The 13680-nt window shown below is 42.4% G+C and carries 14 protein-coding genes and 2 tRNA genes; 8 read left to right on the top strand and 8 right to left on the bottom strand.

Features of this window, described 5'->3' with window-relative positions; all coding sequences use genetic code 11:
- Window positions 1-5: 5 nt before the first annotated feature.
- Both B2Y23_RS12025 and B2Y23_RS12020 read left to right on the top strand, forming a co-directional pair.
- On the top strand, window positions 6-1838 hold the full coding sequence (locus tag B2Y23_RS12025) for a phosphoenolpyruvate carboxykinase (GTP) (protein ID WP_291356219.1): 1833 nt from the start codon (window positions 6-8) through the stop codon (window positions 1836-1838).
- 98 nt (window positions 1839-1936) lie between these two features.
- Entirely contained in the window at window positions 1937-2299 is a 363-nt protein-coding gene (locus tag B2Y23_RS12020; RefSeq protein ID WP_409449794.1) for a hypothetical protein, read from the top strand.
- Between the two features lie 127 nt (window positions 2300-2426).
- Here B2Y23_RS12020 and glpD read toward each other — a convergent pair whose 3' ends face one another.
- On the bottom strand, window positions 2427-3947 hold the full coding sequence (gene glpD, locus B2Y23_RS12015; protein WP_291371035.1) for a glycerol-3-phosphate dehydrogenase: 1521 nt from the start codon (window positions 3945-3947) through the stop codon (window positions 2427-2429).
- A gap of 303 nt (window positions 3948-4250) precedes the next feature.
- Here glpD and B2Y23_RS12010 point away from each other — a divergent pair, with 303 nt between their 5' ends.
- From B2Y23_RS12010 to B2Y23_RS12000, 3 genes are all read left to right on the top strand, one after another.
- Window positions 4251-5558, top strand: a complete 1308-nt coding sequence (locus B2Y23_RS12010) for an MFS transporter (protein ID WP_291356223.1) — start codon at window positions 4251-4253, stop codon at window positions 5556-5558.
- A 269-nt stretch (window positions 5559-5827) separates the two neighbouring features.
- Entirely contained in the window at window positions 5828-7147 is a 1320-nt protein-coding gene (locus tag B2Y23_RS12005; RefSeq protein WP_291371033.1) for an MFS transporter, read from the top strand.
- A 151-nt stretch (window positions 7148-7298) separates the two neighbouring features.
- A complete protein-coding gene (locus B2Y23_RS12000; RefSeq protein ID WP_291371031.1) occupies window positions 7299-7727 on the top strand; it encodes a hypothetical protein in 429 nt (142 codons plus the stop codon).
- A gap of 33 nt (window positions 7728-7760) precedes the next feature.
- Here the strand turns inward: B2Y23_RS12000 and B2Y23_RS11995 are convergent, their stop codons facing one another.
- Together B2Y23_RS11995 and folD are read right to left on the bottom strand one after the other, a co-directional pair.
- On the bottom strand, window positions 7761-8429 hold the full coding sequence (locus B2Y23_RS11995) for a class I SAM-dependent methyltransferase (RefSeq protein WP_291371029.1): 669 nt from the start codon (window positions 8427-8429) through the stop codon (window positions 7761-7763).
- A 193-nt stretch (window positions 8430-8622) separates the two neighbouring features.
- On the bottom strand, window positions 8623-9471 hold the full coding sequence (gene folD / locus B2Y23_RS11990) for a bifunctional methylenetetrahydrofolate dehydrogenase/methenyltetrahydrofolate cyclohydrolase FolD (protein WP_291371027.1): 849 nt from the start codon (window positions 9469-9471) through the stop codon (window positions 8623-8625).
- Between the two features lie 153 nt (window positions 9472-9624).
- Here folD and B2Y23_RS11985 point away from each other — a divergent pair.
- Both B2Y23_RS11985 and B2Y23_RS11980 read left to right on the top strand, forming a co-directional pair.
- A tRNA-Cys gene (locus tag B2Y23_RS11985) sits at window positions 9625-9698 on the top strand.
- A 10-nt stretch (window positions 9699-9708) separates the two neighbouring features.
- Window positions 9709-9794: transfer RNA gene (locus B2Y23_RS11980), tRNA-Leu, on the top strand.
- A 153-nt stretch (window positions 9795-9947) separates the two neighbouring features.
- Here B2Y23_RS11980 and B2Y23_RS11975 read toward each other — a convergent pair.
- The 3 genes from B2Y23_RS11975 to B2Y23_RS11965 all read right to left on the bottom strand — a co-directional run bounded on the left by B2Y23_RS11975 (window position 9948) and on the right by B2Y23_RS11965 (window position 12781).
- Entirely contained in the window at window positions 9948-10853 is a 906-nt protein-coding gene (locus tag B2Y23_RS11975) for a helix-turn-helix transcriptional regulator (RefSeq protein WP_291371025.1), read from the bottom strand.
- A 138-nt stretch (window positions 10854-10991) separates the two neighbouring features.
- Window positions 10992-11189 (bottom strand): hypothetical protein, encoded by a 198-nt coding sequence (locus tag B2Y23_RS11970; protein WP_291371023.1) that lies wholly within the window; start codon window positions 11187-11189, stop codon window positions 10992-10994.
- A 599-nt stretch (window positions 11190-11788) separates the two neighbouring features.
- Complete coding sequence (locus B2Y23_RS11965; RefSeq protein WP_291371021.1) at window positions 11789-12781, bottom strand: NAD(P)H-quinone oxidoreductase; 993 nt, start codon at window positions 12779-12781, stop codon at window positions 11789-11791.
- 131 nt (window positions 12782-12912) lie between these two features.
- On the opposite strand from B2Y23_RS11965, the gene B2Y23_RS11960 reads away from it, so the two are divergent.
- Window positions 12913-13260 (top strand): thioredoxin family protein, encoded by a 348-nt coding sequence (locus tag B2Y23_RS11960; protein ID WP_291371019.1) that lies wholly within the window; start codon window positions 12913-12915, stop codon window positions 13258-13260.
- A gap of 6 nt (window positions 13261-13266) precedes the next feature.
- Here the strand turns inward: B2Y23_RS11960 and B2Y23_RS11955 are convergent, their stop codons facing one another.
- A complete protein-coding gene (locus tag B2Y23_RS11955) occupies window positions 13267-13530 on the bottom strand; it encodes a DUF2798 domain-containing protein (protein WP_291371017.1) in 264 nt (87 codons plus the stop codon).
- A 22-nt stretch (window positions 13531-13552) separates the two neighbouring features.
- The coding region (locus tag B2Y23_RS11950) for a DUF3861 family protein (protein ID WP_291371037.1) at window positions 13553-13680 on the bottom strand (128 nt) is incomplete at its 5' end.

Genomic DNA, 13680 nt, shown 5'->3' with positions numbered 1-13680 from the left:
TCACCATGACCCAAGTGAACGCACCAGAATTCGTTCGTCACCCTAAGCTTATTGCTTGGGTGGAAGAGATTGCTAAATTAACAAAACCGGCAAAAATTGAATGGTGTGACGGTAGCGCAGAAGAATATCAACGTTATATCGACTTGATGATCGCTAACGGCACAATGCAAGCGCTTAACCAAGAAACTCATCCTGGTTCTTATCTTGCAAATTCTGATCCTTCTGACGTTGCTCGTGTTGAAGGTCGTACTTATATCTGTTCAGAAAACAAAGAAGACGCTGGTGCGACAAATAACTGGGAAGCGCCTGCTGAAATGCGTGCTCGCCTGAACGGTTTGTTCGACGGTTCTATGAAAGGCCGTACTTTGTACGTAGTACCTTTCTCTATGGGTCCTTTAGGTTCTCATATTGCACATATCGGTATCGAATTGACTGACTCTCCTTATGTAGCAGTCAGCATGTCTAAAATGGCTCGTATGGGTAAAGCTGTTTATGACGTTCTGGGTACTGATGGCGAATTTGTTCCATGTGTACATACCGTTGGTGCACCTTTAGAAGAAGGTCAAAAAGACGTTGCTTGGCCTTGCAACCCTGAAAAATGGATTGTGCATTACCCAGAAACGCGTGAAATTTGGTCTTACGGTTCTGGTTACGGCGGTAACGCATTGCTTGGTAAAAAATGCCTGGCTTTACGTATTGCATCTTATATGGGTCGTCAACAAGGCTGGTTAGCTGAACACATGCTGATCCTTGGCGTGACTAACCCACAAGGCGAAAAACACTACATCGCAGCTGCATTCCCATCTGCTTGTGGTAAAACAAACTTCGCAATGTTGATTCCACCAGCAGGTTATGAAGGCTGGAAAATTGAAACTGTAGGTGACGATATTGCTTGGATCAAACCAGGTGAAGACGGTCGCTTATATGCAATCAACCCTGAAGCTGGTTTCTTCGGTGTAGCGCCTGGTACAAATACCAAGACCAACCCGAACTGCATGGCAACACTTCATAAAGACGTGATCTATACCAACGTTGCTGTGACTGACAACGGCGAAGTATGGTGGGAAGGTCTGACTAAAGAAGCGCCTGCTAACCTGACCAACTGGAAAGGCCAACCACACACTGGCGAAGAAAAAGCTGCGCATCCAAACGCTCGTTTCACCGTTGCTGCTGGTCAATGCCCTTCTATCGATGCTGACTGGGAAAATCCAGCAGGTGTTCCAATTTCTGCGTTCATCTTTGGTGGTCGCCGTGCGGACACAGTGCCTCTAATTTCAGAAGCTATTGATTGGGTGGATGGCGTTTATAAAGCTGCAACAATGGGTTCTGAAACCACTGCTGCTGCTGTTGGTCAACAAGGTGTTGTTCGTCGTGACCCATTCGCGATGCTTCCATTTGCTGGCTACAACATGGCTGACTACTTCACTCACTGGTTAGAAATGGGTGAGAAAGTGGGCGAGAAAGCTGCTGCTGCCGGCAACAAGCTTCCTGGTATCTACAACGTGAACTGGTTCCGTCGTGATGCTGAAGGTAACTTCGTATGGCCTGGTTTCGGTCAAAACATGCGTGTTCTTGAGTGGATCATCGATCGTTGTGAAGGCCGTGCAACTGCTGTTGAAACTCCAATTGGCCGTGTTCCAACTTACGAACAATTGAACTGGAACGGTACGGATTTCTCTAAAGAACAGTTTGACCTGGTAACTTCTCAAGATAAAGATCAATGGATCAAAGAACTTGAAAGCCACACTGAATTGTTCAATAAATTAGGTGATCGTTTACCAGAAGCGTTGAAAAAACGTCAAGCTGAGCTTATAGAAGCTGTTAAAAAATCTGCTTAATTCAATGAATTAAGTCATAAAAAGGTCACTACGGTGGCCTTTTTTACGTTAATATAAGCCCGCAAATAATTCCATAACAATAAAAGAAGGAAAATTTCATGCTAAAAACATTAACACTTGCAACTTGCCTGCTGGGTTTCTCGGGTCTAGCCATGGCTCAAACGACCACAGAGCAACATGGTCTTCACATCTGCGCCATCAAAGGCACACCAGATTCCAGCCAGTTTCAGATCAAGAAGCGCATTAAAGTAGCTAAAGGTACATATGGCAGCGTAGAAGAACTATATTCACGTTTCGCAGAACGCGCTCATCAGGTCGGTGGAAATGTAGTAATTAACTATAATGCCAGCCAAAGATTCGGCTTCTGGCCTTGGCGTATGGTACGTCCTGTAATTTATGGAACCGCAGTGCAATGGAACACGCCTGTGAACTGCTCAGCATTAGGTGGCGTTGAAATTTAAGTAAATTTACAATAAAAGCTCAACCGACATTTAACTGTAATCTGCGCTGAAAATTTTATTTCAAATCAAAATAATCATTGGATTCAAAAAAGACCGCTCAGGCGGTCTTTTTTTATTGTTCAACCCGTTAGGCAGCCGTATCTTTTGATCTTTCAAGCAGCAATTTTAAAAGATATTGATCCAGTTGCTGTATTTCATCCGCACTAAATAGAAAACCGAGTTTAGTTCTGCGCCATAAGATATCTTCACTGGTTCTCGCCCACTCTTGATCGACCAGATAGTCTACTTCCCGAGCAAATAACCCATGACCAAAGTCTTCACCCAGTTCACTGGTTGTAGAAATGTCCTGTAAAAATTTCCACACCCTTGACCCATAAGCATGTGCCCAGCGAGAAGCCAGTGGCAAGGAAACATGATCAATGCCCTGCATCAACTGCTGCATTAACAACTCAACCGAAACCAGATTTTCTGCACCCGGCAAGAATGCATTCTCGGTCCAAGGTTTATTCATTTCAGGAAAACTTGACGCCAAATATGCCATTGCTGACTCTGCCAGTTTTCGATAGGTAGTAAGCTTGCCACCAAAGACTGAAAGTAAAGGTGCATCATTTTCCTGTGCATGCGATATGGCCAAAGTATAATCTCGGGTAACGGCCGATGGATTATCTGATTCATCATCACATAAAGACCGCACACCTGAATAGGTGTATAAAATATCTTCCACAGTGAGCTGATGTTTAAAGTGATCATTATAAACATCCAGCAAATAATCCACTTCTTGCGAGGTGATTTTAACCTGATCCAGATTGCCCTGATATTCATGATCAGTGGTACCAATTAAGGTGTATTGCTCCAGATAAGGAATGGCAAAGACAATCCGGTGATCATCATTTTGCAGAATGAACGCTTTATCGCCCTCATAAATTCTAGGCACAATAATATGGCTGCCTTGAACCAGACGTAAACCATGTGGCGATTGCTGTTTTAAATTTTGCTCAATAAAGTGATTGACCCAGGGACCGGCGGCATTGACCAGAGCTTTTGCCTGTATCTGATCACTGCCCTGTGCATGTTCCAGATGAATGTTCCATAATCCGTTTTCACGGTAAGCAGCGGTGCACCGGGTTTGTGTAGCAATTTTGGCACCCAGCTCATGGGCCTGCATAGCATTTAGAACCACCAGACGCGAATCATCCACAGTACAATCAGAATATTCAAAACCCTGAGTGATTTCATCTTTTAAAGGACTGCTGGCTGGTTTAAAATGAATATGCCGGGAAGCGGCTAGTTTTTTTCGTTTACCGAGATGATCATAGATAAATAAACCGGTGCGTATTAGCCATGCAGGACGTAAATGTGGCTGATGCGGCATGATAAAACGTAAGGGACGAATAATATGCGGTGCTTTGGCTAACAGAATTTCCCGCTCTACTAAAGCTTCATGCACCAGACGAAATTCTTTATATTCAAGATAACGCAGACCGCCATGAATCAGCTTGCTGCTTGCAGAGGAAGTATGGCTGGCGAGATCATCCTTCTCACATAAGAAAACTGACAAACCGCGACCTGCAGCATCAACAGCAATACCGACGCCATTAATCCCACCGCCAATTACCGCTACATCATAGACCGGATGACTCACTTGCATGTCCACCTCCTCTAATCCTGTTCAAACAGTAAACTTAAATTTCCTGTTGTTCCAAGCAACTTAGCACTATTTAAACTGAAAGGACACCGGATAATTGTCATTCAGCACAATGTAGATAAAATGAATATGGGGTTTATTTCTTCATTTTCCCTTCTATGATTTGATTCTGCTCATTTTTTAAATCACTCATTTTTGAACATTTAATTTTGCACATTTTTCATACAAAACTGAAAAATCATATGCTTATGCCCCTGAAATAATTGGTTTAACATCAAAAAACAATAGCAAAATGGACTTGTGCAGATGATTGAACAAAACGTTTCCCAAGTAAATTTAGATACCAAAACCCGGGTCAAATCCATTCTAGGTGGTTCAGCAGGTAACCTGGTGGAGTGGTATGACTGGTATGTCTATGCTGCTTTCACCTTATATTTTGCCCATGCCTTTTTCCCCAAAGGCAGTCAAACCGCACAATTACTCCAGGCTGCTGCCATTTTTGCCGTCGGCTTTTTAATGCGACCGATTGGTGCCTGGATTATGGGTATTTATTCAGATAGAAAAGGACGTAAATCTGGACTGACCCTTTCTGTAACCCTGATGTGTATTGGCTCTCTGATGATTGCGGTTTCTCCCACCCATGACCAGATTGGCATATTCGCGCCTATCATTTTAGTGCTTGCCCGACTCATTCAGGGCTTAAGTGTGGGCGGTGAATACGGTGCCAGTGCCACCTATTTAAGTGAAATGGCGGAAAGGCATCGCCGCGGCTTTTTCTCCAGCTTTCAGTATGTGACCCTGATTGCAGGTCAGCTGACTGCACTTTGTGTATTGCTGATTTTGCAGTTTGTACTGACTGAAGAACAACTGCATGACTGGGGCTGGCGCATTCCCTTCTTTATTGGCGCCTGTCTGGCCATTGTGGTGTTTTATATCCGTCGTGGATTGCTTGAAACCCAATCTTTTAAAAATGCGCAAAAAGATAAAAACCAGCCCGAATCGAGTATGTTTTCCCTCTTTAAGCATTATCCCAAACAAGCCTTTACGGTTTTGTTTTTAACTGCAGGTGGTACGGTTGCTTTTTATAGCTATACCACTTATCTGCAAAAATATCTGGTGAATACCTCCGGATTTAGCAAACCTGAAGCCACGCAAATTACTACTCTGGCACTGTTCATTTTCATGTGTTTACAACCTTTAGCCGGGGCTTTGTCGGATAAAGTGGGACGCAAGCCGATCATGATTGCCTTCGGGGTATTGGGTGTCTTGTTTACCTATTTCATATTTGATCGTTTAGGTCAGACTCATGACTACTGGGCAGCATTCTGGCTCAGCTTGGCCGGCCTGGTTATTGTCACCGGTTATACCTCTATTAATGCGGTCGTCAAAGCGGAACTGTTCCCTGCGCATATTCGTGCCTTGGGTGTTGCACTCCCCTATGCCCTTGCCAATACCCTGTTTGGCGGGACAGCCGAATTCTTTGCCTTAAGCTTTAAAGAAGCCGGCCATGAATCCTGGTTCTTTATTTATGTCACGATTTTAATCTTTATCTCATTGCTGGTTTATATCTTTATGAAAGATACAAAACATCATTCCGAAATCAAGGAACATTAATTTAAAACCTGTTTAAAAAAGCCTTTCTAAAATGAAAGGCTTTTTTATTGGTCTATTCTGTTTAATAAAAATAATGATTTAAATGTACCAAACGATCAAAATCAAAACAGCACTTAGACTAAAGTCGAATGAAGAAAAAGAAGCATGAGCGTATAACGAACGCGTAGCAAATTTACTTTTATTTTCAACAACAAAATATATGTTTTTAAATTCTTCAGCTGATGAATTTAAAAGGATGTGTTTTACCAACATTCTTCTGGAAAATTGTTGTGACTGATATATCTCCTCAGGTTGTAGCTTCGCAACTTGATAGAAAAACGCGCTTTAAATCTATCCTCGGCGGCTCTGCAGGTAATTTGGTCGAATGGTATGACTGGTATGTCTATGCTGCATTCACTTTATATTTTGCTTCTCAATTCTTCCCTGAAGGTGATGACACGGTAAAACTGTTACAAGCTGCTGCAGTATTTGCCCTGGGTTTCTTAATGCGTCCGATCGGCGCATGGATTATGGGCATTTATGCTGACCGTAAAGGACGTAAGGCAGGTCTTACCCTTTCTGTATCACTGATGTGTGTCGGCTCCCTTATTATTGCCTGTGCACCGACTTATGCTTCTGTCGGCATGCTTGCGCCGGCTTTATTGTTATTCGCACGCCTGTTACAGGGCTTAAGTGTCGGCGGTGAATATGGTTCTAGTGCCACCTACTTAACTGAAATGGCAGGGAAAAATCATCGCGGGTTCTTCTCAAGTTTTCAGTATGTGACTTTAATTTCAGGACAGTTACTGGCACTTTGTGTTTTGATTATTCTACAACGCACTTTAACTGAAGGTCAGCTTTCTGAATGGGGCTGGCGTATTCCCTTCGCTATTGGGGCATTATTAGCCGTTGTGGTGTTCTGGATTCGTCGTGGACTGGTTGAAACTCAATCCTCAAAAGAAGCTCAGGAACAGGCAAAAAATGGCGGACCTAAATCAGGCGCACTAGCTTTATTCACCAAATATCCAAAACAAGCCTTCACCGTGATTATGCTGACTGCGGGCGGTACTTTAGCTTTCAATACGTTCACGACTTATTTACAGAAATACCTGGTCAATACTTCAGGTTTTGAAAAGACCACAGCGACTGAAATCACCACATTGGCTATTTTTGTGTTTATGTTGCTGCAACCTGTAGTGGGTGCCTTATCCGATAAAATCGGCCGTAAACCGATCATGATTGCCTTTGGTGTACTGGGCGTATTGTTCACCATTCCAATCTTTAATGGTTTGGGTTCAACCAGCAACCCAACCACAGCATTTATGCTCTGTATGAGTGGTATGGTCATTGTAACTGGCTATACAGCCATTAACGCCGTGGTTAAAGCGGAACTGTTCCCTGCGCATATTCGTGCATTGGGTGTAGCTCTTCCTTATGCCATTGCCAACACCCTATTTGGTGGTACCGCAGAACTGGTTGCGCTTAGCTTTAAAAATGCAGGTCATGAAAACTACTTCTTCTATTACATTACCTTCATGATTGGCTTGTCTTTAATTACTTATATTTTTATGAAAGACACCAAAAAACACAGCATGATTACCGACGACTAAATACTCAATTTTGGTTGAATTATGATCTAAAAAGCTTTCCAGATGGTCACATTTGGAAAGCTTTTTTATAGGATATATACAGTGCGAAGATCGTTAAAAAAACAGGCTTATGGCATACTGAATGGAATAATAACGCCGGGAACTTTTGAAGATGAACAAGAGATATCAATTGCTGGGTTTAGGTTTGCTTGCGCTTGGACTGAGTGCCTGTCAAAGTACGCCGCGCCAATACAACGGTAATGTCGGCTATCAAATTGAAAGTCAGTCTTCAGATCGAGCAACATTGGCTTATACTTTGGCCATTCGACAAAACCAGAAAGTAGATGAACAGAAGTTACAACGTGCTTGTCAAAAAGTATTAGGCTTAAACAAACAATATCAGTTAACGATACTTAGTATTAGTGAAATTGCCAATCCGGAAATACAGACACCACACTATGGCCGTCAACTGGGTCAGAGTCGCACCAGCTTAAGTCTGAGCAACACTCCAGATTTGTATAACAACGAAGATATGGCGACTCGCCAAGCTTTAGAAGCGCGTCCAAGTACCTTGAGTGTGGTGCGTTACACCTGCTCTTAAAACTTACTAACCTAGACAAAAATAAGACGCTATTTATAGCGTCTTATAAAAACTGACATTACGAAATTCTTTAGATTCATCCAGATCTGGCCATGTGGTCGCACTGCGTTCATCCAGTTTTTGATAGTTTGGATGACTAAAATTTTTCACCCGGCTATCTGCTACCCATACCTCTGGCGCAAATTTCAAAAACTCATCCAGGAAAAAGCGGTTGCACTGATCATAGAGCACATCTGCGGCTAACAGTACATCCACCTGTTCTGCTTTATATAAATCATCCAGATATTCAAGTTCGACTTGATTCAGCTCCGCATTGGCCCGACAGGCATCCAAACTCACCGTATCAATGTCACAGCAAATGACGCGTTTCGCCCCTGCCATTTTTGCAGCAATTGCTACTACGCCGGACCCTGCACCAAAGTCTAGAACAACTTTGTCTTTCACATGATGCGGCTCTGCCAAGAGCCACTGAGCCATTGCAAGTCCTGATGCCCAGCAGAAGATCCAGTATGGCGTATCGTTCCAGATGCGACGAATCACCTCATCATCCAAGCGATCAGTGGGAAATACCGGTGGAATCAGCCACAGTGAAATCGGTGTTTCAGGCAATTGCTGTGCCATCAAGTCACAACCGGGGATCACCTCATGCAAGGCTTGAATAAGATGTTCTGGGGCTTTGGGAAATTGAAACGTACAGCTCATTGGATTTTTATTCGTTTTAATTTGAAAAAATTTGAAGATATTCCCTCTCCTTTTAGGAGAGGCTTATGGAAAGGTCTAAATTCACTGAGACTTCTTCCCTCATCCCAACCTTCTCCCAAAGGGAGAAGGAGCATCCATTATTTTTCAGAATGAATTCCCCTCTCCTCTCAGGAGAGGGTTAGGGAGGATTAAATTAACTCAAAGCTTTTTCAGCAGCTTCAACTGTTTGACGAATCAAAGTGGTAATGGTCATTGGACCTACACCACCCGGAACTGGTGTATAAGCAGAAGCGATTTCTTCGATGCCTACCAATTGGATATCACCGACACCACCGCCATCACGTGGATGGAAACCAGCGTCAACAACCACAGCACCTGGTTTAATCCAGTCTTTTTGAATCAGTTCAGCTTTACCTACTGCACCGACAATAATGTCTGCTTGCTTCACAAAGCTCGCCAAATCTTGAGTACGTGAGTGACAGATCGTTACGGTTGCATTTGCTTCAAGCAGCATTGCCGCCATTGGTTTACCCAAAATTGCAGAACGACCCACAACTACCGCATGTTTACCCGCAATTTCGATGTTGTTTTCTTTCAAAATGGTCATGATGCCTGCTGGTGTCGCAGAACCATACGCCGCTTCACCCATTGCCATACGGCCATAGCCCAGGCAAGTTACACCATCTACATCTTTTGCAAGCGAAATTGCATCAAAACATGCACGCTCATCAATTTGCGCAGGCACTGGGTGTTGCAACAAAATACCGTGAACATCAGGATTTGCGTTCAATTTTTCAATTTCAGCAAGTAATTCTTCAGTTGTCGTTTCTTTAGGAAGCTCAACTTTTAATGAATCCATACCGACACGGCGGCAAGCGTTTCCTTTCATACGAACATAAGTTGCAGATGCGCCATCGTCACCCACCAAAATAGTCGCAAGAATTGGAGTACGACCTGATTTTGCTTTTAACGCTTCTACGCGAGTCAACAAATCAGCTTCAATTTGCTTTGCCAATGCACGACCATCTAAAACTAATGCCACGGCACTTCTCCCAAGTGTTGATATGAATCAATTTCGCACATTCTACATGAATAATTTAAATATTTTCCGTTATATGCTGCTTTTCTGCACATCTGCATAAATCTACTATTGTTTTTTTTTCAGGGCTTGATAATATACGCAGCAACAAGAGATGGCGGGGTGGCAGAGTGGTCATGCAGCGGACTGCAACTCCGTGTACGCCGGTTCGATTCCGACCTCCGCCTCCAATCTTGTAAAGCCCGAGTGGTGAAATCGGTAGACACAGGGGATTTAAAATCCCCCGCCCACAAAGCGTGCCAGTTCGAGTCTGGCCTCGGGCACCATTTTAATATTTCTTGAAATGGTGCAATAAAGAACCCAGCGAAAGCTGGTTTTTTTATGTCTGAAATTTCTGGCTCACTAAAAATAAATATAAGCGTTTAAAGATAAATACTGAACAATATCTACCCTCTAGAAGTTTAATATTTTGATTTTTTTCACTGCGCACATTTTAAATAGCCGTGTAGACTATCATCTAATTCTTGCTGTAAATGTTCAGGCTTGACGATTTTCACATAGGGAATCCAGTATCGCACCAATGGATGCAACTCTTTTTGATGCCGAATCTGACAGCTAATCAGCAATTCCCCTGTTGGCGATTGCTCTAGAATTATTTGTTCCGGAAAAATTCGGCGTTGCTTAAAATAAATCGCAGCATCCGGATGCACAGATAAAACCACTTCCTGTTTTTCGTGCTGAAACCAAATACCATCCTCATCTTTTAACTGCTGCAATACAGCCTGATCATGTTCAAACGAGGAAAGCCGATGGCTACAGACCATTTTCTCAATACGACCCAGACGGTAAACGCGCAGCTCCTGCTTGCGTACAGCCGCCAGATACCAGTTGCCCATGTGATGAATTAATCGATAGGGTTTGACAACCCGTATTTGACCTCTATAAAACAAAGCAATTTGCTGCCTTTTTTGAATGCTTGCAGTGAGCACCTTGAAATGTTCAGCATACTGCGTGTTATCTTCAAAATTATAGCCTTTAGCAGAAAAAACCAGATTGGACCGATTATCGAAAAGTTCTCTTAAAAAGGAGATATCTAAAGAAGGATAAAGATTCTGAATGCCAGACAACTGGGCAAAATTTTGGATATCCTGTAATTTAAAGCGCCCAAAATAGGAAGAATCGAGATAAAACTTTTTGGTTTTAGTGTCTTGAATAAGTGGAAGATAAGAATTTAAACGATCAAAATCACGCTCTATGGTTCGGCTACTGACCCGGAATTCAAGCGCCAATTCGTGCACGCTCAGCTGATGCCCTACATTAAGCTTCGTCAATATACGGGCCAAACGTTCTGCAAGACGCTCATGTGTTGAAGGATTACCCTTCATAAAACCCCTCTTTGTACTTTGCAGCACAACGCTTAAATCGCGTAAAATTATTCAATTATGAAAAAATTATACCGTCAATTAAAAACGTGTTTCTGAATATTTTCTCCAACTTATGGCTAATATCGCTGCTTGAAAGAGTTATTTAGCCGAACGTCTCCGACGGCTTTTTTTGCCTTTACCATTCAGGCGTTCAACATAACGCTCCAGATGCAGCATGGCTTTATAAAACTGATGCAGATTAGAAGGCAGTACCTGATTGCAAATAATGGCTTTATGCAATCTTTTCAAGGCACGTAAGCCATGTTCAGGTGTATAAGGAGCTGAGACTATTTTCATAATATACTTCCTTTTATTACATGACGTTTCAATTAAAACCAAACAATTTAGTCGGATTATTTTAAAACTTAATTTATCTCTTGGTTCTGACAGGTTGTGTCGAATAATCGACATTTTTTACCATTTTTTAAACTTTATGACCTTTTTTCTATACATTTATTTAAGTTACTTATCATTTTTTATTACATGCAAAATAAAAGCCAACATCTGTTTAATGCTGATCGCTTAAGGAGTTTAGAAATAGACTCTTTAATTTTAGTCATTGATGGCGAAGTCTTATCTTTTTAAATCAAACTCTTGCAGCTCATTTTTCAATTTGGTTTCGCCCTGAGAAGCTTTGCTTCGTAAGACCAAAGCCATCTTGCGGAGTAATATTCCTCACCGCAAAATTCGTCAGCCACTATCAACTCGCAAATTTTTCGCAGAAACAATCATTTTTTAATCTTGCGGTACAATACATCTCATGTCTCAAACAGTTGCGGATGACTTTTCCACATATCACCTATAGTCATGAATTTAAAAAAGAAAATGCCAGTCAATTTCTTAACTGGCAGGCATTAAACTTCTGTTGGCTTTTATTTTATTTAAAGCTGGAATCGTTAGATGATTTCCACCACAACTTTACCGACATGCTCACCGGTATCCATTAGCGTATGTGCATCCTGAATCTGGTCAAACTTGAAAGTTTTATAAATCATTGGCAGGCATTCCCCTTTTGCCCACAGCGGCGCAACATGCTCCTTTAAGCCTTGAGCAATTTCAGCCTTTTCAGCAGTATTACGCGCACGCATGGTTGAACCGGTAATGGTCAAACGTTTCATCATGATTTGACCGAGTTTGACTTCTTTGGCTTTTGCCCCGCCCAAGAAAGCGATGTAGACCAGACGACCGTCACGACGCAACAGATTCAGGTTCTTCTCCAGATATGGCGCACCGACCATATCCAGAATCACATCGACACCACCATTGTCAGTAGCTTCGTTAATGACTTGTTCAAAATCTTGAGTCTTATAATTAATAGCCGTGGTTAAATCAGAAATCGCTGCAACTTTTTCATCTGAACCCACAGTGGCAAAAGTTTTGATTCCAAGCGATTTACACAGCATTAAAGCAGTGGTTCCAATTCCGCTGGTTCCACCATGTACCAGTACCGTTTCCCCTGCTTTGGCTTTACCCATCTGGAACACGTTGGCCCATACGGTAAAGAAGGTTTCAGGAATTGCTGCCGCCTGCACAAAGCTTACACCTTCAGGAATATTTAAAGTCTGGCTTTCAGGCACCACGCAATATTCTGCATAGCCGCCGCCATTGGTCAGACCGCAAACCTTGTCGCCGACTTTAAACTGGCTAACATCGGCACCCACAGCTATCACCTCACCTGCCACTTCCAGACCCGGCACAGGCGTTACCCCTTTAGGCATTGGATATAAACCCTGACGTTGCAAAATGTCGGGACGGTTAATACCAAAGGCATGTACTTTTACCAAGACTTCATCCGCTTTAGCTTCCGGTACTGCAACAGTTTCGTAAGCGAGTTTATCCACGCCGCCCGGTTCTGTGATAATGACTTGTTGCATTGTGGCTTGTGACATAGTTTATTCCTGATCTATTCATTACTTTTCATGTTTAGTGCTCTATTTGAACATAGAAACAGCCGGGAATGAACAAGCATGGACTTATGTATAATTCAAAAACTATTTAGCAAATTGATAATAGGCACAGTATGTTTCAGCTCATCGAATATAATGAAAATAACTTTAGTGACTATGAATGGTTTGATGGTTTTGCAGTAATTCGCTTTTATGCAGACTGGTGTGCGCCTTGCGTGCAGAACTTTCCGATCTTTGAACAATGTGCGCTACAAACGTCAGCACGACATAACAATATTAAATTCGGCAAAGTGAATGTAGATCAATCCCCCATTCTAACTTTGCGCTATAACGTGTATGGTCTGCCTTCAACCTTGATTTTTTATCGCGGACAAGTTGTGAAACGCATTGCTGGTGTGAAAAGCCTCGCTGAGCTTAATACCATCATTGAACAGGTCATTTTCGAACAAACTACTCATTAATTCGGCTTATTCCGAAAATGATTCATTCGGCAGTGCCACAAATTGCATTAAAAATTTACGCACCAAAGGCAGCATTACCAGAATCAGTGGAAATGCCACTAACCATGACATGCCCCATGCATGTAACCAGAGCGATAGAAAGCCATCGACCAAGCCTTTATTCATGAACATGTTATAGCAAGAAATTGCGCCACTCATAATGCCTGACAGGATGAGGGGCATCAGCCAAGCCAGATGTTTTGGGTGAAATTTTGGGAGATTTTCTTTCATAAATGACCTTTAGAATACTTACTTACTTTCCTTCACTTTGCGCTTTAACTGTCTGTTTCAGGGATTTCATAAACTGGGCAAATTGCGGCATGAATTCCTTGAAGAGTGGCAAATCTTTATTTTCCAGCATGACTTCACTAAACAGTTTTA

Origin of the sequence: Acinetobacter sp. UBA5934 (genome assembly GCF_002430855.1) — a bacterium.
Taxonomy (GTDB): Bacteria; Pseudomonadota; Gammaproteobacteria; order Pseudomonadales; family Moraxellaceae; genus Acinetobacter.
This window is presented reverse-complemented; position numbering and strand designations above follow the sequence as displayed.

Excerpts from the sequence above, each read along its gene's own strand:
- B2Y23_RS12025 (WP_291356219.1), top strand. The coding sequence starts at position 6 with ATGACCCAAGTGAACGCACCAGAATTCGTTCGTCACCCTAAGCTTATT.
- B2Y23_RS12020 (WP_409449794.1), top strand. The coding sequence starts at position 1,937 with ATGCTAAAAACATTAACACTTGCAACTTGCCTGCTGGGTTTCTCGGGT.
- glpD (WP_291371035.1), bottom strand. The coding sequence starts at position 3,947 with ATGCAAGTGAGTCATCCGGTCTATGATGTAGCGGTAATTGGCGGTGGG.
- B2Y23_RS12010 (WP_291356223.1), top strand. The coding sequence starts at position 4,251 with ATGATTGAACAAAACGTTTCCCAAGTAAATTTAGATACCAAAACCCGG.
- B2Y23_RS12000 (WP_291371031.1), top strand. The coding sequence starts at position 7,299 with ATGAACAAGAGATATCAATTGCTGGGTTTAGGTTTGCTTGCGCTTGGA.
- B2Y23_RS11995 (WP_291371029.1), bottom strand. The coding sequence starts at position 8,429 with ATGAGCTGTACGTTTCAATTTCCCAAAGCCCCAGAACATCTTATTCAA.
- B2Y23_RS11975 (WP_291371025.1), bottom strand. The coding sequence starts at position 10,853 with ATGAAGGGTAATCCTTCAACACATGAGCGTCTTGCAGAACGTTTGGCC.
- B2Y23_RS11970 (WP_291371023.1), bottom strand. The coding sequence starts at position 11,189 with ATGAAAATAGTCTCAGCTCCTTATACACCTGAACATGGCTTACGTGCC.
- B2Y23_RS11965 (WP_291371021.1), bottom strand. The coding sequence starts at position 12,781 with ATGTCACAAGCCACAATGCAACAAGTCATTATCACAGAACCGGGCGGC.
- B2Y23_RS11960 (WP_291371019.1), top strand. The coding sequence starts at position 12,913 with ATGTTTCAGCTCATCGAATATAATGAAAATAACTTTAGTGACTATGAA.
- B2Y23_RS11955 (WP_291371017.1), bottom strand. The coding sequence starts at position 13,530 with ATGAAAGAAAATCTCCCAAAATTTCACCCAAAACATCTGGCTTGGCTG.